Origin of the sequence: Kitasatospora misakiensis (assembly GCF_042656005.1) — a bacterium.
GTDB lineage: Bacteria > Actinomycetota > Actinomycetes > Streptomycetales > Streptomycetaceae > Kitasatospora > Kitasatospora misakiensis.
On the sequence record NZ_JBHSOF010000009.1, the window covers coordinates 89,578 to 107,178 of the forward strand.

Here is a 17,601-nt window from a genome sequence, read left to right on the forward strand (position 1 = left end):
GGTCGCGCGGCACCGGTGTCGGCTCCTCGTCCGCCATCGGCCCGCTCATCTCCCCGGCGGGGCCACGTCGGCGCGCGGTTCGGCGGCCATGTGCTCGCCGACCCGCTTGACCAGCAGGGCCATCTCGTAGGCGATCTGGCCGATGTCGGCCTCGGCCTCGCTCAGCACCGCCAGGCAGCTGCCGTCCCCGGCCGCGGTGATGAACAGGAAGGCCTCGTCCAGCTCGACCATGGTCTGGCGCACGCCGCCGACCTTGAAGTGTCCGCCGGCGCCCTTCGCCAGGCTGTGGAAGCCGGCCGCGACGGCGGCCAGGTGCTCGGCGTCCTCCCGGTCAAGGTCGCGGGAGGCGCCGGTGGCCAGGCCGTCGCTGGAGAGGATCACCGCGTGCCGCAGGGCGGCCACGCGTCCCACCAGGTCGTCCAGGAGCCAGTTGAGGTCTCCGGCCGACTGCGTCGAAGTGGTCATGAATCTGTTCCTTCCGCTGAAGCGGGTGGTACCGGTCGTGCGGGTCGTTCTGGTCCTGCGGGTGTTACGGGTGCTGCGGGTGGAGCGGGCCTTTCCGACGGCCCGTCGGACAACGGACCGACGGGTGCGCCCGGTTCCGCCGCGGCGTGCGGGGGCCGGACGAACCTGGTCGGCGGTGGAACGGGCGCGCGGCGGGCCAGCGGTGCCGGCTCGCCCCCGGTGGGGCCGGGCAGCGCCGCCGGAGCGGGTGCCGGGGCGAGCGCGCGGCGCTCCGGGTCCGGCGACTGCCGACCGGGCGCGGAGGCCGGACGGGAGGTGGGGCTCGGCGTCGGCGCTGGCGTCGCCGGCGGGACGGCGGTGGCGACCCGGCCTCGGGTGAAGCCGCGCTGGAACGAGGAGAAGGCGGCCCGGGCCTCCTCCGGCGACCGCTCGCGCACCGGCTCGCCCGCACCGGCGCCATCGGCGGCGCCGGCACGGTCGGACCGCCCGGCAGCGGCGTTCGCCGCACGCTCGCGCAACTGCGGGGCGAGGCTCGCCTGCCGGACCCGGCGCGGCAGCGCACCCGAGGCGGCCGGTGCGGCCGGCGTCGCCGCGGCTCCGTTCGCGGGCGCGGCCTCGCGCACCGCCCCACCGTCGGACGTTCCCGCGTCCACGGCTGCGTCGGCGTTCAGATCCGCGTCCACCACCGCCGCGGCCTCCGCCCGGCGGTGCCGTCCGGTGCCGGGACCGGCCGCCTCACCGGCGGGCGCCGTCACCAGCACCGGCCCGCCGCTGCCGCGGGACCGGCGCGGCAGCCCGCCCGGCGTCCGGGCCGGTTCGGGCGCCGAGGGTCGCGGACCGCCGGTGATCCGGTGCCGACCGCCGGATCCGTTCACGCCCTTCAGCGCGCCGTGGGAGTCGACGTCCGGACCGTCCTCGTCGAGCGCGGTCCGCTCGCCGAGGTCACGCTGCGCGCGCCGCTGCGCGGCCGCTCGCCGCGCCCCGGCCGCGTCCGCGCCGGAAGCCGGGCCGACGCCCGACCCCGCGCCCGCACGCGAGCCCGTACCCGCGCCCGAGGCCGCGGGCGGTTCCGGCAGTCCGTCCGGAGCCTCCGCCAGCAGCTCGCGCGGGATGATCACCACCGCCGTCGTCCCCCCGTACGGGGAGGGCCGCAGGTGCACCCGGATGCCGTGCCGCCGGGCCAGCCGGCTGACCACGAACAGGCCCAGCCGGTCGGTGTCGGCGAGGTCGAACTCCTGCTCCACCGCGAGGCGTTCGTTGATCTCGGCGAGCGCCTGCTCGCTCAGTCCGAGCCCGCGGTCGTCGATCTCCAGCGCGAAGCCGTGCGCCACCACCTCGCCCTGGACGGTGACCTGAGTGTTCGGCGGGGAGAACACCGCCGCGTTCTCGACCAGTTCGGCGATCAGGTGGGTGACGTCCGCGACCGCGCTGCCGAGCAGCCCGGTGCCGGGGAACGGCCGGACGATCACCCGGGCGTAGTCCTCGACCTCGCCGACCGCCGCGCGGACCACGTCCACCATCCGCACCGGCTTGCGCCAGGCCCGGCCGGGCGAGCCGCCGGCGAGGATGATCAGGCCCTCCGCGTGCCGGCGCATGCGGGTGGTGAGGTGGTCGACCTTGAAGAGGTCCTCCAGCTCCGTCGGGTCCTCGGTGCGCCGTTCCATGGTGTCGAGCAGGGTCAGCTGACGGTGCAGCAGCACCTGGCTGCGGCGGGCCAGGTTGACGAAGACGGCCGAGACGCCGCGCCGCAGTTCGGCCTGCTCGACGGCGGCCTCGACGGCGGCCCGCTGCACGGCGTTGATCGCGCGGCCGACCTGGCCGATCTCGGCGTGGCCGAAGTCCAGTTCGGGGGCCTCGGCGGCGACGTCCACCGACTCGCCCTTGCGCAGCCGCAGCATGACCGAGGGCAGCCGGGTGCCGGCCAGCTCGTTGGCGGCGTTGCGCAGGCCGATCAGCTGGCGGACCAGGCCGCGGCCGATCCGGTAGGAGATGAGGACCGAGAGCACCACGGCGACCAGACCGACCACACCGGCGATGCCGCCGCGCCAGAGCAGTCCGATCGCGTAGGAGTGGTCGCGGTCGTCGATGGTGCCGGCCAGCCGGGCGTTGATCGCCGCGAGGTCGTCGAGCGCGCGGTCGGCGGTCTCCCGCCAGGCGTCGCCGTTGATCGCCTGCACCACCCGCTCGGGGCCGCCCGCGCCGACGAAGTCCGCCTCGGCCCGGGCGAGCGCGGCCCAGGCCTCGCCGCCGCGCAGGGCGATGTAGTCGGCCTGGTCGACCGGGTCCAGCTCGGCGATGTAGACGGTGAACAGGGCCTGCTGGTTGTGCAGGGCGTCGAGCGCGACCTGGTACTGCTCGGCGGTCGGCCGGCCGGGCGCGCTGCGCAGCCCCTCCATCGCCGCGTCCTCCTGGGCGAGGTACTCGCGGGCGCGCACCAGCTCGATCAGGATCGTCCCCTGCCGCGGGAGTTGGCCGCTCTGACGGGCGACGAAGGCGGAGCGGAAGCCGAAGGTGGGCTTGATCAGGTCGGTGTACTGGCCGAGCGCGAACTCCCAGTTCAGCGCGGCCCGGCCGATCTGGGCGCGCAGCGGCGCGAGTTGGTCGGCGGCGGCGAGGATCTGCAGGTAGCGGCCGCGCTGGGCCTCGTCGAGCCGGCTGCCCTCGGTGTCCTTCTTCTGCTGCAGCACGGCCAGGTCGTGGTCGGTGGTGGCGCGGGCCTGCTCGAAGGCGTCGCGGGCGGCCCGCGAGGCCGGGTCGGCGAGTCGCCGGACGGCGGCTCGGCGCTCGCTCTGCAGGTCGTGCGCGTACTGGTCGACCGGGGTGCCGAACTCCTTGTACGTCCGGCTGACGTCCAGGCGGCTCCAGACGTCGCCGGTGGTGGCGAGCGTCGCGTACGCCCAGAGGGCGGTGAGGGCGACGATGGGCACCAGGAGCAGCGCGATGATCTTCGCGCGGATCGAGCTGCTGCGCAGACGCATGGAGTCCTCGGTCGGGAAGTGCCAGGCGCGGACGGGGTGCGGGGGCGGGCGGGACGTCCGGACGGGTGGGGCGGACGGGTGGGCGGGGAGGCGGGGAGGCGGGCCGGGGCGGGCCGGGGCGGCACGGACAGAGTCGACTCGGTGGCGAGTCGGCCCGGCATCGAGTCGAGCGGGTACGGAGAAGGCTTGGTACGGCGGCGGCTTGGTAGGGATTCGGTTGGTACGGACCAAGTACCGGCCGAGGGCTGTTCCGGGGATCGGCCGGGGGCCCCGGCCGTGGGTCTGCGAGACTCTACTACGCCCTGACCACTCGTTCGAGGGTCGAACCCACCCTCTCCTCGCCCCGAACCGGATCGTGTCCGGATCACCGCCGTGATCACCGGTTCCCCACAGTCGTGCGACGCTCGTGACGACTCCACGACACTTTCCGCACGCACCGGTGCCGATCTCGTCGCGTCACGGTCACAACCCTGGGCAGTCGGCAAGCTATCCGATAGTTTCGCTGCACCTGCAGGACGGATCGGGGGGATCGTGCGCGAGTTCACCATGCCCGCCCCGGCCGGACCGCCGGCCACCGGCGGGCTGGCCGACTCGCTCTACGACACCGCGGAACGCTCCCCCGGCCTGGTCCAACTGACCCGCCGTGCCAACCGCTCCCGGTGCGCCACCGGCGGGGACGCCCGGTGCGCCACCGGCGGGGACGGGTGGCAGGACGTCACCGCCGCCGACTTCCGCGACGAGGTCCTCGCCGTCGCCAAGGGCCTCCTCACCCGGGGCGTGCGCTACGGCGACCGGGTCGCGCTCATGTCCCGCACCCGCTACGAGTGGACGCTGTTCGACTACGCGCTCTGGTCGATCGGCGCGATCTCCGTCCCGGTCTACCCCACGGCCGCGGCCGAGCAGGTCCGCTGGATCCTCGCCGAGACCCAGGCGGTGGCCTGCCTGGTCGAGGACGAGGACCACGCGATGACCGTCGGCGCGGTCTGCGACGCGTTACCCGACCTGACCGGCATCTGGCAGCTGGACCGGGACTGCGTCGCCGCGATCGTCGAGGACGGCCGCGGAGTGCCGGACTCGCTCGTCCACCGGCAGCGGCTCGGCGTCACCGCCGACACCGTCGCCACCGTCGTCTACACCTCCGGCACCACCGGCCGCCCCAAGGGCTGCCTGATCACCCACGGCGCGCTGGCCGCCGCGGCCGACTCGCAGCTCGACGGCTGGGGGGACGCGATCCGCGACACCGGCGGCCACCAGCCGTGCACCGTCCTGCTCCTGCCGCTGGCGCACGTCTACGGGCGGATGGTGCAGATCGCCTCGGTGCGCGGCGGCTTCCGGCTCGGCCACGTCGCCGAGCTGTCCACCGACGCGCTGCTGCCCGCGCTCGCCGCCCTCCGCCCGACCTTCCTGCTCGTCGTCCCCTACGTCCTGGACAAGGTGTTCCAGCAGACCCGGCGCGCCGCTGAGGAGGCCGGGCGCGGCGAACTCCTCGAACAGGCCCGGCAGGTGGCCGTCGACTGGGCCGCCGCCCGCGAACAGCGCGCCTTCGGGCGCGGACCGGGCCCGGGCACCGCGCTGCGGCTGCGCCACCTGGCCTACGAGCGCACGGTCTACCAGCGGCTGCGCGCCGTGTTCGGCGGCCGGACCCGGCTGCTGATGTGCGGCGGCTCGACGCTCGACCGCGAACTCGGCCTCTTCTTCGCCGGGATCGGCTTCCAGCTGTACGAGGGCTACGGGCTGACCGAGACCTCGGCCGCCGTCACCGGCAACCCGCCCGGCCGGTCGAAGGTCGGCACGGTCGGGCGGCCGGTGCCCGGCACGACCGTGGCGATCGCCGACGACGGCGAGGTGTGGGTGCGCGGCCCCGGCGTCTTCGGCGGCTACCTCAACCACCCGCGCTGCACCGCCGAATCGCTCGTCGAGGACTGGTTCGGCACCGGCGACCTCGGCAGCCTGGACGAGGACGGCTACCTGACCATCACCGGCCGCAAGAAGGACGTCATCGTCACCAGCAGCGGCAAGAACCTCGCGCCCGCCGCGCTGGAGGTCCGAGTGGAGTCCCACCCGCTGGTCTCGCAGTGCCTGGTGGTCGGCGACGACCGCCCGTACGTGGCCGCGCTGATCACCCTCGATCCGGCGGCGCTGGCGCACTGGCTCAAGCGGCGCGGGCGCGGGCAGGCGGACCCGTGGACGGTGCTCACCGACGAGGACCTGCACGCGGAGATCCAGCGGGCGGTCGCGGCGGCCAACACCGCCGTCTCGCGGGCCGAGTCGATCCGCGCCTTCCGACTGCTGCCCCGGGAGTTCGGGATGGAGCAGGGGCTCATGACGCCTTCGCTGAAGCTGCGGCGGGCGGCGATCGTCGAGTACTACGCGACGGACATCGAGGAGCTGTACGCCCCCTGACGTCTCGTCTTGTCCCGTTTTACGCAGGTGACATGGGGTCGACACGGGGTCTCGCCGGGCCGCGCTCTCCCTTGACGATCGCAGTGGTCCAGTCCATTGTTTTCTCCGGTCCGAGTGCGGCACGCCGAAGGCTCCCGCCCCCTCCGGGAGCACCCCCACATCCCGTTCTCCGCGCGCCCGCCCCACGGGCGCGTCCCCCACGCTGGAGTCCCCACGTGTCCATCTCCTCGCGCATGTCCACACGCCTGTCCGGGCGTCTGTCCGGCCGTCTGTCCGGGCCGGCCGCCGCCGTGCTGCTGGTGGCCGGCCTCGCCGGACCGGCCGCCGCTTCGGGCGCGGAGCCCGCCGCTTCGGGCACGGAGGCCGTGGCGCCCGCCGTCAACCTGGCCACCAACCCCGGGTTCGAGATCCCCGCCTCCTCGCTCGCCGACTGGGGCAGCGTGCCCGGCTGGCGCTGCTCCGGCGGTCCCGCCGAGGCCTCCGTCACCACCGCCGCCCCGCACTCGGGCGCCTCCGCCCTGGCCGTCACCCCGGCGGGCGAGGACTCCACCGGCGAGTGCGCGCAGACCGTCTCGGTCCAGCCCGGCACCACCTACACCGCCTCCGCCTGGGTCCGCGGGAGGTTCGTCTTCCTCGGCGCCACCGACGGCACCGACCGCCCGACCGCCCCCGCCTGGACGGAGAGCACCAACGGCGGCTGGCAGAAGCTGACCACCCGCTTCACCGCGGGCCCGACCGCCACCACCGTCCGGCTCGCCGTCCACGGCTGGTACCAGCAGGGGCCGTTCGCGGTCGACGACATGCGGGTCGACAGTCCCGCGCCCACCCCGGCGACCGCCGCCGGCTCGGTGCCGACCAGCGACAAGGTGGTCTTCCTCACCGTCGACGACGGCTGGCAGACCACCCCGGAGGCGGAGCGCTTCATCGCCGACCACCAACTGCCGATCACCGCCTTCCCGCTGCCGATGGCCGCCGCCGCCAACCCCGACTACTTCCGGCGGGTGACCGCCGCACCCGGCTCCTCCGTCCAGAACCACAGCGTCTCCCACCGGGACCTCACCAAGCTCCCGCCCGCCGAGCAGCAGGTGGAGATCTGCGACGCCCGGGATTCGCTGACCCGCCTCTTCGGCACCGCGCCCACCGTGTTCCGCCCGCCGTTCTTCGCCTGGAACGCCGACACCCTCCAGGCCGCCGCCAACTGCGGCATGCGCACCGTGCTCACCGCCGACGCGGACTTCAGCTGGGGCGCCGCCAAGATCTGGCACGAGGGGACCCTGTCGCCCGGCGACGTCGTCCTGATGCACTGGACGGACACCCTCGCCGACGACCTCCGACGCGCCCTGGCCGCCGCCGAGGCCGCCGGCCTCAAGCCCGCCGGCCTGGCCTCCTACCTGCGCTGACACCGCCGACTGCCGCTCGCCGGCGCACCGCCGACCCCGCCCGGGGGGCCGGCGGTGCGCCGTTTCCGACGCGTTGACAGCGGGCGTGTGCGGGTGCTGGGATGGTCCGCGTGCGGCGTGGCGCCGGCCAAAGAGATGTGGGCCGGCCGGTGACCGAGCGAGCACCTTTACGCAGAGGGACGATGCGCGATGAGTACCTACTCCGCTCCCCTTTCCTGACGATCACCGCGGCTTCGGCCGCCTCTTCCCCTGTTCGGAGACACCCACAGACGCATGCCCATGTCTTCTTCTTCTTCCTCTTCATCCTCTTCATCCTCTTCATCTACTTCTCCTTCGTCGTTCAACCAGTCGGTCATCGATGAGTTCCGTGCCCGGGGCGGAAGGGTCGGCGGACCCTTCGAGGGCGGGGACCTGCTGTTGCTGACCACCGTCGGCGAACGCTCCGGGCGGGAGCACACCGTGCCGCTCGGGTTCGTACGGGCGGACGGGCTGCTGCTGGTCGTCGCCTCGGCGGCCGGGGCGCCCGAACACCCGCAGTGGTACCGGAATCTGCTCGCCGGCCCGCTGGTGCGGGTGGAACTTGGCGAGGAGGTGTTCGACGCGATCGCCGTCCCCGCCGAGGGGGAACGGCGCGACCGGCTGTTCGAGGCGGTCGTCCGGGCCGCCCCCGGGTACGGCGACTACCAGCGGCACACCGCACGGGTCCTGCCCGTGGTGGTGCTGGAGCACCCGGACCCCGGGGCCGGGGCCGGGGCCGGGGCCGGGGCGCCGGTGCGCGAGGTGGCGAGCCTCGCGGACAAACTGCTGGAGGTGCACGACTGGCTGCGCGCCCAGGTGCGGCAGGTGCGAGCCGAGACCGAGGCGCACTTCGCCGGAGGAGGCGGCGGCCGCGCTCCGGCGCTCGGCCTGCAGATCCGCCAGCATTGCCTGGCCTTCTGCCAGGGTCTGACCGTCCATCACTCCGGCGAGGACCACGGCGTCTTCCCGGCGTTGGCCCGCAGCCATCCGGAGCTGCGGGGCGTGCTGGACCGGCTGGCCGAGGAGCACCGCGCGGTGTCCCGGCTGAAGGACGAGCTGGTCGCGCTGGTGTCCGGCCTCGAATCCGCCGAACCGGAGCGGTTCCGGGCCGCACTGTCGCGGACGGCGGACGAGCTGGAGGCCCATCTCGCCCACGAGGAGCGGGAACTGCTGCCCGCCCTGGCCGGGATCCCGTTCCCGCCATCGGGGCGCTGAGTGGACGGGCCCGCCGGTCCCTCCCCCGGTGGGGGACCGGCGGGCCCGCCGTCTGCGGGGTGCGGTCAGGCCTGCGCGGTGAACACCGGCAGGAAGCCGCCCGAGTGGCCGGCGGCCTTCGGGTGGTAGCTCTCCTCCACCGGCAGGGTGGTGCTGTTCAGCCAGGTGGTGCTGGAGCCGCAGATCTCGTGCTCGCGGAAGATCGAGCGGACGTCGCCGAAGGCGAAGCCCGCGTTGGCGGCGCGCTTGGCGATGACGTCGTCGAGCGTGTCGGCGGCGCTGTTGATGGCGGACCGCTTGGTGTCGCCGATGCCGAAGATGCAGCTGCCGCCGACCTTGTAGAGGTGCGGGTAGCCGAGCACGACGACCCGGGCGTTCGGGGCCTTGGCGTGGATCGCCGAGTAGACCTGGTCGAGCTTGCCGGGCAGCGTGCCGGTCGCGTAGTTCTTCGCGGTGGCGATGGCGTTGAGACAGGCGCTCTCGGAGTCGAGGACGCAGGTCTGCATCGCGCTGGCGAAGCCCGCGTCGTTGCCGCCGACGCTGACGCTGACCAGCGTGGTGGACGAGTTCAGGGCCGAGAGCTGGTTGTTGAGCACGTCTGAGGTTCTGGCGCCGGCGCAGGCGACGAAGGAGAAGGAGGACGGCGCGTGCGCGTTCTTCCACAGGTACGCGTACGCGTTGGTGCTGCGCTTGCAGCTGCCGCTCTCGCTCGTGTAGCTCCCGGCCCCGAGGCCTGAGGCGTACGAGTCGCCGAGCGCGACGTAGTTGACCCCGGCGGCGTGGGCCGAACCGGCTGTGACGAGGGTGGTCAGGGAGAGGAGCACCGCGGTGACGGCGACGGACATGGCACGGGCAGGGCGTAGCATGACACCTCCTGGGAGTGACTCGCGTCACAGAATTTGATACCAGGCGGTAGCTAACTCGGGAAGTTGTCATGCCAAGGCAATTGACGGACAGTCTGACAACGGGACGGTGAACTGCCCCTTCCACCACGGGAAATGCGCCCGGGCGCCGGTTTCCGGGCGTCGCCCGATCGAGGGACGGCGTTCAGCCGGGTCGGGTGGTACGGCCTGTTGCGCGGTCGGGGTTACGTGGTCAGGGTGAGGCGGTCGGGGTCGGGCGGTCGGGGTCAGGCGGTCGGGGTCACACCGGGGGCGCGCCCGGGCCCTGGGCCGGGGCCGGACCGGAAGCCGACCCCGGGGCCGCGCCGGGGAACAGCTCGCAGCCGTTCAGCGGCAGCTCCTCGATCGTCTCGTTGGCGGCCGCGGGCACGCCCAGCCTCCGGACGGCGGTCGCCACCGCGGCCCGGGCCTGACGCAGGCCCGGCGCGCCCCAGCCGAGCAGCTCGACGGCGAGGCCCGGAGCGACCAGCAGCCGCCGGTAGTGCCGTCCCGAGGCCGGGTCCGGCAGGCTCGGACCGACGGCCCGCAGCGCGGCGGCCATCCGGACCCGGGCGCACTCGTGTCCACCGTTGGCCGAGCCGACCCGGTCGTAGAGGTAACCGAGGTAGTACGGCGTACCGATCAACGCCTGCGCCTCCTCGGCCGCCTCCCGGGCCAGCGCGGAACCGGGGTCACCGGCGTCCTCCGGCTCCAGCGAGCCACCGGGCAGCGAGACGATGCCGTCCTTGGGGTTGACCAGGGTCAGCACCCGGCCGTCGGGGGCGAACAGCCACCCCCACGACTGCTTGACCGGAAGCCCGGCGGGCACCCGTTCACCCGGTCGCCACGGCCAGCCCGCGGTGGGACGCCGGCGCACCAGGCCGAGCAGCTCGGCGATCTCCGCGCTGTACTCGATCCGGCTCATGCGTCCCCCCTTTCGGTGTCGGGCTCGCCGGACCGACGGTGCGCGGGGACGGTTCGCGGTACTCGGTTCGGGGCGGAGCGGCGGGCACGGCGGCGTGGGGCACCGACCGTTCCCACTGTTGATCTTCCCCGAAATCTTCCCCGAACAGGCGGTCGATGAACAGTCCCCAGCGCCGCTTGGTGGACACCCCGAGCCGAACGCCCTGGTCAGCCGTGGTCACACCAGGGGCCCACCCCCGTCCCCGAACGGCGGCTCCCCGGACGGCCGCCCGCCCGGCTGGCCGCCCCCGGGCGGCCGGTCGTCGGGCCGGCCACCCGGCCGTTCGCCGGGCCGGCCGCCGGGCTGGTCACCGACCGGATCACCGGGCGGCCGCGACCGCCCCTCCCCCGGCCGACCACCCTCCGCCGAGGGCGGCGCCGGCAGCGGGAAGCCCGGCAACGGGACGACCGCCGGCGGGAACGGCAGGCCCCGGCCGACGTCGTCGGCGAGCTCGTCCAGCACCTCGCGGACGGTCATCGGCCGCAGCCGCCCCCGCCGCAGCGCCCAGCCCCGCGCCGTCTGCCCACCGGGCGCCGCCGGGTCCCCGTGCAACACCATCGCCCCGGAGCCGCCGACGGCGAGGCCCGCCGCCAGCGTCACGCAGAACGCCTCGGCGTCCCGCCCGCCGGCCGCGGACCGGCCCCGCTCCACCCGGACGTCGGTCGCCGAGGCCAGCTCCTCGCCGTCCGCGGGCCCGTGGCAGCGCAGGGTCAGCAGGTGGAAGCCGTCACCGGCCCCCGCCGCCACCGCCAGCTGGACCTCGACGGCGTGCCGCATCGCCGCCACCAGCCGCCGCTCCCCCGGCGGCCCCTCGCCGACCGCCGTCAGCAGGGCCGCCATCGCGATGGAGATCCGCACCCTGGCCCGGTGGTCGTCGGCCAGCTCCGGCAGCAGCGCCGTCAACCGCTGCCCGGCGTAGACGAACGGCTCCCCGGCCAGCTCGGGATCGGCCGCGTACGCGACCCGGGCGGCCGCGTCCCCGGGCGCGAAGCCGAGCGCCTCGCAGTACTCCTCGTAGTCGACGGGGTCGAGCATCCGCAGGTGGACCTCCAGCCCGTGTCCGCGCAGCGCGCGGAGCTGGACCGCCACCCGCCGCAGGTAGGACCGGTAGGACAGACCGCCGAACAGCCCGTGCCGCGCGAGATCGGCGAAGTCGCCGGCGCCGACGGCCAGCGCGAGCGCCACCGGCTGCGGCGGCGGCGCCCCGCGCGGGCGCCCCCGGCGCCGGTCCCGCACCCCGGGCCCGGCGGACCCGCCCGAGCCCCCGGTCCGGGGAGTGCTCACCCCGCCGCCCGGCGGCCGCCCGTCCGGGACCCGACCGCCCGGCCCACCCGGGCTGGGCCGCTGCCGGGCCGGCCCCGGCCCCGGCCCCCACAACCGCGCCACCGGCCTGCGCCACCGCTCGCGGCAGCCGACCGCGCCCCCGCCGACCGATCGGCCACCTCGACCGCGTCGGCCACGGCGGCGCCCTCCGCCACCGCACCGCTCCGGGTGCCGCTCCTGTCCCTGCTCCCGCTCCTGTCCCTGCTCCTGCTCCTGCTCCTGCCGCTGCTCCCGCAACTCGCTTCGCATCTGGTCCTGCACGGTCACTTCCCTCCGTCGTCGACACGTCCGCCGGCCCCACGAGCCCCCTGGCTCCCGACGACCGCGACCATACACAGCGTCACTGACAATCGACCTGGAGTGAGGGCGCGGAGCCTGGCCGGCCCGCCCCCGGACGGCCGCCGGTCCCCGTTCCGGACCGAGTTGTCGGTGGCGCCCGTTATGGTCGGGAACCATGCGACTGCTGCATACCTCCGACTGGCATCTCGGGCGTTCGTTCCACCGGGAGAGCCTGCACGACGCCCAACGCGCCTTCCTCGACCACCTCGTGGCGGTGGTCCGGGACGAGCGCGTCGACGCCGTGCTGGTCGCCGGCGACGTGTACGACCGGGCGCTGCCGGGCCTGGAGGCGGTCGCGCTGTTCGACGACGTGCTGCACCGGCTCGCCGACCTCGGCGTGCCGACGGTGTTCATCAGCGGCAACCACGACTCCGCCCGCCGCCTCGGCGTCGGCGCCGGCCTCATCGGCCGGGCCGGAGTCCACCTGCGGACCGACCCCGGCGAGTGCGCGGAGCCGGTGCTGCTGGCCGACGCGCACGGACCGGTCGCCGTCTACGGTCTGCCCTACCTGGAGCCGACGCTGGTCCGGGAGCGCTTCGGGCTGGCGCGCGGCGGTCACGCGGCGGTGCTCGGCGCGGCGATGGACCAAGTCCGGGCCGACCTCGCGGCCCGCCCGGCCGGCACCCGCGCCGTGGTGCTCGCGCACGCCTTCGTCACCGGCGGCGAGCCCACCGACAGCGAGCGCGACATCGCGGTGGGCGGGGTCGCTGCCGTCCCCGCCGCCGTCTTCGACGGCGTCCACTACGCCGCGCTCGGCCATCTGCACGGCTGCCAGACCCTCGCCCCGCACCTGCGCTACAGCGGCTCCCCGCTCGCCTACTCCTTCTCCGAGCACGAGCAGCGCAAGAGCATGTGGCTGGTCGACCTCGCGGCGGGCGGCGCGGTCACCGCCGAGCGGGTCTTCTGCCCCGTCCCCCGGCCGCTGGCCCGGCTGCGCGGCCGGCTGGACGAGCTGCTCACCGACCAGCGGCACACCGCCGACGAGCAGTCCTGGGTGCAGGTCACCCTCACCGACCCGAGCCGCCCGAGCGAGCCGATGGAGCGGCTGCGCCGCCGCTTCCCGCACACCCTCCAGCTGCTGTTCGATCCGGAGGAGACCACCGCCGCGGCCTCCCCCTCCTACGCGGCCCGGGTCAGCGGGCGCACCGACCTGGAGATCGCCGAGGGCTTCCTGCGGCACGTCCGCCCCGGCGCCGAGCCGGACCCGGACGAGCTCGGCTGGCTGCGCGACGGCTTCGAGCGCGTCCGGGAGACCACCGACCGGAAGGCGGAGCTGCCCCGATGAGACTCCACCGGCTGACGGTGACCGCCTTCGGCCCGTTCGCGGGCACCGAGACGGTCGACTTCGACGCACTGGCCGCCGGCGGGCTGTTCCTGCTGCGCGGCGCCACCGGCGCGGGCAAGAGCAGTGTGCTGGACGCGGTCTGCTACGCCCTCTACGGCGAGGTGCCCGGCACCCGCCGCGCCAACCGGCTGCGCAGCGACCACGCGGACCTCGACCGGCTGACCGAGGTCCGGCTGGAGCTGACGCTCGGCGGCCGCCGACTGGAGGTCATCCGGATCCCCGAGCAGCCGCGGCCGAAGAAGGTCGGCACGGGCATGACCGTCGAGCGCGCGCAGACCCTGCTGCGCGAGTGGTCGGTGGACGGCGCGGGCACCGGCGACGGCGCGCCGGGCTGGCGGGCGGTCAGCAAATCGCACCAGGAGGCCGGCGAGGAGCTCCACCGGCTGATCGGGATGAGCCGGGACCAGTTCTGCCAGGTGGTGCTGCTGCCGCAGGGCGACTTCGCACGGTTCCTGCGGTCCGACTCGGAGGAGCGCGGCAAGCTGCTGCGCCGACTGTTCGACACCGAGCGGTTCCAGTCCGTCGAGGCCTGGCTGGCCGAGCAGCGCCGGGCGCACGAGGCCGCCGTCCAGACCGGGCGCGGCCGGCTGCGGGACTTGGCCAGCAAGGCCGAGCAGGCGGCCGGCCCGGGCGCGGAGCCCGCCGAGGGCCGGGTGACCACCGAGGACGACGGCGCGCCGAGCCCGTCGGCGGACGCCGAGCTCACCACGGGGGTGCTGGGCTGGGCGGCCGTGCTGCGCGGCGGCGCGGCCGAGCAGCTGACCGTCGCCGAGGCCGCGCTGGCCGGCGCGGAGGAGGCGCACCGGGCGGCGGAGCGGGCGCGGGAGGCCGACGAGCAGCTGGCCGACCGGCAGGAGCGGCACCGGCAGGCCGTGCGGGAGGCCGCCAGGCTGGCCGAGGACGAGCCCGCGCGGGCGGCGGACCGCCGCCGGCTGACCGCGGCGCAGGCGGCGGTCGGCGTCGAGTCCGTGCTGCACCTGCGGGAGCGCGCGGCGGCGGCGTACCGGCAGGCCCGGGAGGAGGCCGACCGGCACCGCGCGGTGCTCGCCGAGATCGCCACCGACCGGGCGGGCCGGGACGGCCTGGCCGGCGGGGTCTCGGCCGACGGCGGTGCGGGACCGGCCGGGGCGGGCGCGACCGGCGCGGGTGTGACCGGCGCGGGTGCGACCGGCGGCGGCCGGGCGCTGGCGCACGCCGAGGCCGAGGAGCTGGCCGAGGCGGAGCGGCGGCTGCGCGCGGAGATCGTCCGGCTGGAAGGGGCCCGGGACGACGAACGGCAGTGCGCCGAGCTGGCCGGCACCCGGGCCGCGCTCACCGCGGACCTGCGGCGCGCCGAGGACCTCGCCGAGGAGGCGGGCGACTGGCTGGCCGAGTTCGACGCCCGGCTCGCCGCGCTGCAGGAGGAGGAGTCCGCCGCCCGGGACGCCGCCGCGCTGGTCGAGCGGCTGGACGCCCGCCGCGCCGAGCTGACCGCCCGGCTGTCCGCCGCCCGCGAGCGGGACACGCTGGACCGGGAGATCGACCGGGCCGCGCCGCGCGCCCTCGCCCGGCGCGCCGAGGCCCTGGACGCCCGGCAGCACGGCCTGGAGCTCCGCGAGCGCCGGCTGACCGGCATGGCCGCCGAGCTGGCCGCGCAGCTGAGCGCCGGCGAGCCCTGCCGGGTCTGCGGCTCGGCGGAGCACCCGGCCCCGGCCCGCCCGGTCGGCGAACCGGTCCGGGCCGAGGACGAGGAGCGTGCCCGGCACGCCCAGACGGCCGCCGAGCAGGCCGCCGACACGGCGGAACGGGAACTCGCCGGCCTCCGGGTGCGCCGTGCGGCGGCGGCCGGCGCGGCCGGCGAGGAGCCCGCCGACGCCCTGGCCGGGGCGCTCACCGGGCTGGGGCTGGAGCACCGGGAGGCGGTCCGGGTCGCGGAGCGGCTCGGTGCGGTCGGCCGGGAGATCGAGCGGCTCACCGAGGAGCAGGCCGTCCGCCGCACCGCGCTGGCCGACGCCCGGGAGCGGAGCGCGGAACTGGCCGCCCAGGCCCGGACCCTGCACGCCGAGCAGGAGAAGCTGACCGCCCGGGTGGCCGCGGCCCGCGGCGAGGCGCCGTCGGTGGCGGCCCGGGCGAACGCGCTGCACCGCCTCGCCTCGGCCGTGGCGGACCTCGGCGGAGCGGCCCGCGCGGCCACCGAGGCGGCGCACCAGCTCAAACGGGCCGACGACGAACTCGCCGCCGCCGGGGTGGCGGCCGGGTTCGCGAGCGCGCAGGACGCCGTCGCCGTCCGGCTGCTGCTCGCCGAGCGCGATCGGCTGGAGCTGCGGCTGGACCGGCACCGGGTGGCGCTGGACGAGGCGGAGCGGGGGCTCGCCGAGCCGGAGCTGGCCACGGCGGCCGCCCTGCCGCCCGCCGACCTGCCCGGTACCCGGAGCCGGCTCGGCGCCGCCACCGACCGGCTGCGCGCGGCGCACGCCGCACGGGACGCGGCGCGCCTGCGCTGCGAGGCACTCGCCGCGATCGGCCAGCGGCTCACCGAGCTGGCCCGTTCACTGGCCCCGGAGCTGACCCGGTACGCGCGGATCAGCCGGCTGGCCGCGCTCGCGGCCGGCACCTCCACCGACAACCGGCTCCGGATGCGCCTGGAGTCGTACGTCCTGGCGGCCCGGCTGGAGCAGGTGGCGGCGGCCGCGAGCGACCGGCTGGTCCGGATGTCCGGCGGCCGCTACACCCTCGTCCACAGCGACGACCGGGGCGGTGGCAACAAGCGCTCGGGCCTGGCGCTGCGCGTGGTGGACGCCTGGACGGGCACCGAGCGCGACACCGCGACGCTCTCCGGCGGCGAGAGCTTCTTCGCCTCGCTCGCCCTGGCGCTCGGCCTGGCCGACGTGGTCACCGACGAGGCCGGGGGCATGCCGCTGGACACGCTCTTCATCGACGAGGGCTTCGGCAGCCTCGACGAGCACACCCTGGAGGAGGTGATGGACGTCCTCGACGGACTGCGCGAGCGGGACCGCGCGGTCGGCATCGTCAGCCATGTCGCCGATCTGCGCAGCCGGATCCCGGCCCAGTTGCTGGTCCGCAAGGGCCGGCACGGCTCCACCCTGGCGCTGGCGGGGCGGGAGGACGCCTGACCCGAGGAAATCCGTGATCCAACGGGATCCGTACGACGGGCGGGCGGCCCGGTCAGCCGGAGCAGGCGATCCGCTGGGCCTGCTGCCAGGTGCAGACGGGGCAGAGCGTGCTGCCCGGGTGGTCGGCGGGCAGTTCGGTGGGCTCGCCGCACAGCACGCAGTCTGCGCGCGGGCCGGTCAGCTCCGGGTCGGGCAGCAGGGCCGCCTCCGCGTCGCTCGGGGCGAGGGCGCAGATCGGGTCGGCCGCCGGGGTGACCCGGGTGTCGGGGACGGCGGTGCTCCCGTCGTTCGCGCTGCCCTTGTCGTGCGTCGCTGTTTCGCTCATGTGGCCTTCTCTACTCCCCGGGCCGCTCCCGCGCAAGGCCGTCCCGCGCAAGGCGGTCCCACGCGAGGTCGCCCCGAGGGCGGCCGCTACGGTGGCCGTATGCCCGACTCGCCCGGCCACGAGATACCCCGCGCCGACCCGACCGACCTGCCCGACCCGACCGACCCGACCACTGCCCGGGGCGGCCCGGCCGGCCGCTCCGCCCTGGAGCGGAGGTTGCTCGCCGCCCGCGCCGCCGCGCCCAGCTACCGCGAGGTGGGCGCCACCCGGGGCGCCCGGCTGCCGGAGGGGTACGCCCACCTGCGGCGGCGGGTCCACCTCGGACACGGACCGGAGGTCCTGGCCCGGGCCGGCCGGTTCGTCCTCGGCTGGGGCTGCCAGCTGGGCACCGGCTTCGCCGTCCACCCCTACGCTCCCGCCGAGCCGGGGGCGACCGTCCTCCTGCGGCTCCGCCTGCCCGGGACCCGCTGGCCCCGGCTGGTGATCCCGTGCCGGGTGGTGTGGACGGTGGACGAGCCGGACCGGATCGGCTTCGCCTACGGCACGCTGCCCGGGCACCCGGAGCGCGGTGAGGAAGCGTTCGTGGTGTCCATGGACGCGGCGGGCGAGGTGTGGTTCGAGGTCAGCGCCTTCGCCCGGCTCGCGGCCTGGTACGCGCGGCTCGGCCGCCCGGTCGCCGTGCTCTGCCAGTACCTGGCGATCGAGCGCTACCTCACCTCGGTCGTCGAAGCCGCCGCCGACCCGGAGCCCGGGCCGGCACCGGAGTCACTGCCGGACAGGTCCTAGCCCGGTCCGCGCCGGCGGCGCCTTCGACGACCGGAGGTGTGCGCGG

General features: G+C 75.8%; 13 protein-coding genes. 6 read left to right on the plus strand and 7 right to left on the minus strand.

Annotated elements, in window-relative coordinates:
• Positions 1-45: 45 nt before the first annotated feature.
• Both ACFP3U_RS10165 and ACFP3U_RS10170 read right to left on the minus strand, forming a co-directional pair.
• Positions 46-465: a roadblock/LC7 domain-containing protein gene (locus ACFP3U_RS10165; protein ID WP_380224998.1), complete on the minus strand. Its 420-nt coding sequence runs from the start codon at positions 463-465 to the stop codon at positions 46-48.
• Positions 462-3,443 (minus strand): sensor histidine kinase, encoded by a 2,982-nt coding sequence (locus tag ACFP3U_RS10170; RefSeq protein ID WP_380224999.1) that lies wholly within the window; start codon positions 3,441-3,443, stop codon positions 462-464. The genes ACFP3U_RS10165 and ACFP3U_RS10170 overlap by 4 nt, the downstream gene beginning before the upstream one ends.
• Before the next feature lie 531 nt (positions 3,444-3,974).
• Here ACFP3U_RS10170 and ACFP3U_RS10175 point away from each other — a divergent pair.
• A complete protein-coding gene (locus tag ACFP3U_RS10175; RefSeq protein WP_380225000.1) occupies positions 3,975-5,846 on the plus strand; it encodes an AMP-dependent synthetase/ligase in 1,872 nt (623 codons plus the stop codon).
• Positions 5,847-6,079: 233 nt separating this feature from the next.
• The gene (locus ACFP3U_RS10180) at positions 6,080-7,246 is read left to right on the plus strand and encodes a polysaccharide deacetylase family protein (protein WP_380225001.1); all 1,167 of its coding nucleotides are present in this window, start codon (positions 6,080-6,082) and stop codon (positions 7,244-7,246) included.
• 197 nt (positions 7,247-7,443) lie between these two features.
• Here the strand turns inward: ACFP3U_RS10180 and ACFP3U_RS10185 are convergent, their stop codons facing one another.
• Positions 7,444-7,602 carry a hypothetical protein gene (locus tag ACFP3U_RS10185; protein WP_380225078.1) on the minus strand — a complete coding sequence of 53 codons (159 nt, stop codon included), beginning with the start codon at positions 7,600-7,602 and terminating at the stop codon, positions 7,444-7,446.
• On the opposite strand from ACFP3U_RS10185, the gene ACFP3U_RS10190 reads away from it, so the two are divergent.
• Positions 7,526-8,479 carry a nitroreductase/quinone reductase family protein gene (locus ACFP3U_RS10190; protein ID WP_380225002.1) on the plus strand — a complete coding sequence of 318 codons (954 nt, stop codon included), beginning with the start codon at positions 7,526-7,528 and terminating at the stop codon, positions 8,477-8,479. The two genes, ACFP3U_RS10185 and ACFP3U_RS10190, sit on opposite strands and share 77 nt — an antisense overlap.
• A gap of 65 nt (positions 8,480-8,544) precedes the next feature.
• Here ACFP3U_RS10190 and ACFP3U_RS10195 read toward each other — a convergent pair whose 3' ends face one another.
• The 3 genes from ACFP3U_RS10195 to ACFP3U_RS10205 all read right to left on the minus strand — a co-directional run bounded on the left by ACFP3U_RS10195 (position 8,545) and on the right by ACFP3U_RS10205 (position 11,608).
• Positions 8,545-9,345: an SGNH/GDSL hydrolase family protein gene (locus ACFP3U_RS10195; protein WP_380225003.1), complete on the minus strand. Its 801-nt coding sequence runs from the start codon at positions 9,343-9,345 to the stop codon at positions 8,545-8,547.
• A gap of 277 nt (positions 9,346-9,622) precedes the next feature.
• Positions 9,623-10,285, minus strand: a complete 663-nt coding sequence (locus tag ACFP3U_RS10200; protein ID WP_380225004.1) for a hypothetical protein — start codon at positions 10,283-10,285, stop codon at positions 9,623-9,625.
• A gap of 216 nt (positions 10,286-10,501) precedes the next feature.
• Complete coding sequence (locus ACFP3U_RS10205) at positions 10,502-11,608, minus strand: hypothetical protein (RefSeq protein ID WP_380225005.1); 1,107 nt, start codon at positions 11,606-11,608, stop codon at positions 10,502-10,504.
• A gap of 493 nt (positions 11,609-12,101) precedes the next feature.
• Here ACFP3U_RS10205 and ACFP3U_RS10210 point away from each other — a divergent pair, with 493 nt between their 5' ends.
• Entirely contained in the window at positions 12,102-13,271 is a 1,170-nt protein-coding gene (locus ACFP3U_RS10210; protein ID WP_380225006.1) for an exonuclease SbcCD subunit D, read from the plus strand.
• Entirely contained in the window at positions 13,268-16,444 is a 3,177-nt protein-coding gene (locus ACFP3U_RS10215) for an AAA family ATPase (protein ID WP_380225007.1), read from the plus strand. The genes ACFP3U_RS10210 and ACFP3U_RS10215 overlap by 4 nt, the downstream gene beginning before the upstream one ends.
• Positions 16,445-16,496: 52 nt before the next feature.
• Here ACFP3U_RS10215 and ACFP3U_RS10220 read toward each other — a convergent pair whose 3' ends face one another.
• Positions 16,497-16,769 (minus strand): hypothetical protein, encoded by a 273-nt coding sequence (locus ACFP3U_RS10220; protein WP_380225008.1) that lies wholly within the window; start codon positions 16,767-16,769, stop codon positions 16,497-16,499.
• 99 nt (positions 16,770-16,868) lie between these two features.
• On the opposite strand from ACFP3U_RS10220, the gene ACFP3U_RS10225 reads away from it, so the two are divergent.
• Entirely contained in the window at positions 16,869-17,555 is a 687-nt protein-coding gene (locus ACFP3U_RS10225; RefSeq protein WP_380225009.1) for a DUF1990 family protein, read from the plus strand.
• Positions 17,556-17,601: the final 46 nt, after the last annotated feature.

Bases quoted from the DNA above. Each gene is read 5' to 3' on its own strand.
- ACFP3U_RS10220 (WP_380225008.1), bottom strand. From the start codon at position 16,769: ATGAGCGAAACAGCGACGCACGACAAGGGCAGCGCGAACGACGGGAGC.
- ACFP3U_RS10210 (WP_380225006.1), top strand. From the start codon at position 12,102: ATGCGACTGCTGCATACCTCCGACTGGCATCTCGGGCGTTCGTTCCAC.
- ACFP3U_RS10180 (WP_380225001.1), top strand. From the start codon at position 6,080: ATGTCCACACGCCTGTCCGGGCGTCTGTCCGGCCGTCTGTCCGGGCCG.
- ACFP3U_RS10170 (WP_380224999.1), bottom strand. From the start codon at position 3,443: ATGCGTCTGCGCAGCAGCTCGATCCGCGCGAAGATCATCGCGCTGCTC.
- ACFP3U_RS10215 (WP_380225007.1), top strand. From the start codon at position 13,268: ATGAGACTCCACCGGCTGACGGTGACCGCCTTCGGCCCGTTCGCGGGC.
- ACFP3U_RS10165 (WP_380224998.1), bottom strand. From the start codon at position 465: ATGACCACTTCGACGCAGTCGGCCGGAGACCTCAACTGGCTCCTGGAC.
- ACFP3U_RS10225 (WP_380225009.1), top strand. From the start codon at position 16,869: ATGCCCGACTCGCCCGGCCACGAGATACCCCGCGCCGACCCGACCGAC.
- ACFP3U_RS10200 (WP_380225004.1), bottom strand. From the start codon at position 10,285: ATGAGCCGGATCGAGTACAGCGCGGAGATCGCCGAGCTGCTCGGCCTG.
- ACFP3U_RS10190 (WP_380225002.1), top strand. From the start codon at position 7,526: ATGTCTTCTTCTTCTTCCTCTTCATCCTCTTCATCCTCTTCATCTACT.
- ACFP3U_RS10195 (WP_380225003.1), bottom strand. From the start codon at position 9,345: ATGCTACGCCCTGCCCGTGCCATGTCCGTCGCCGTCACCGCGGTGCTC.
- ACFP3U_RS10185 (WP_380225078.1), bottom strand. From the start codon at position 7,602: ATGACCGACTGGTTGAACGACGAAGGAGAAGTAGATGAAGAGGATGAA.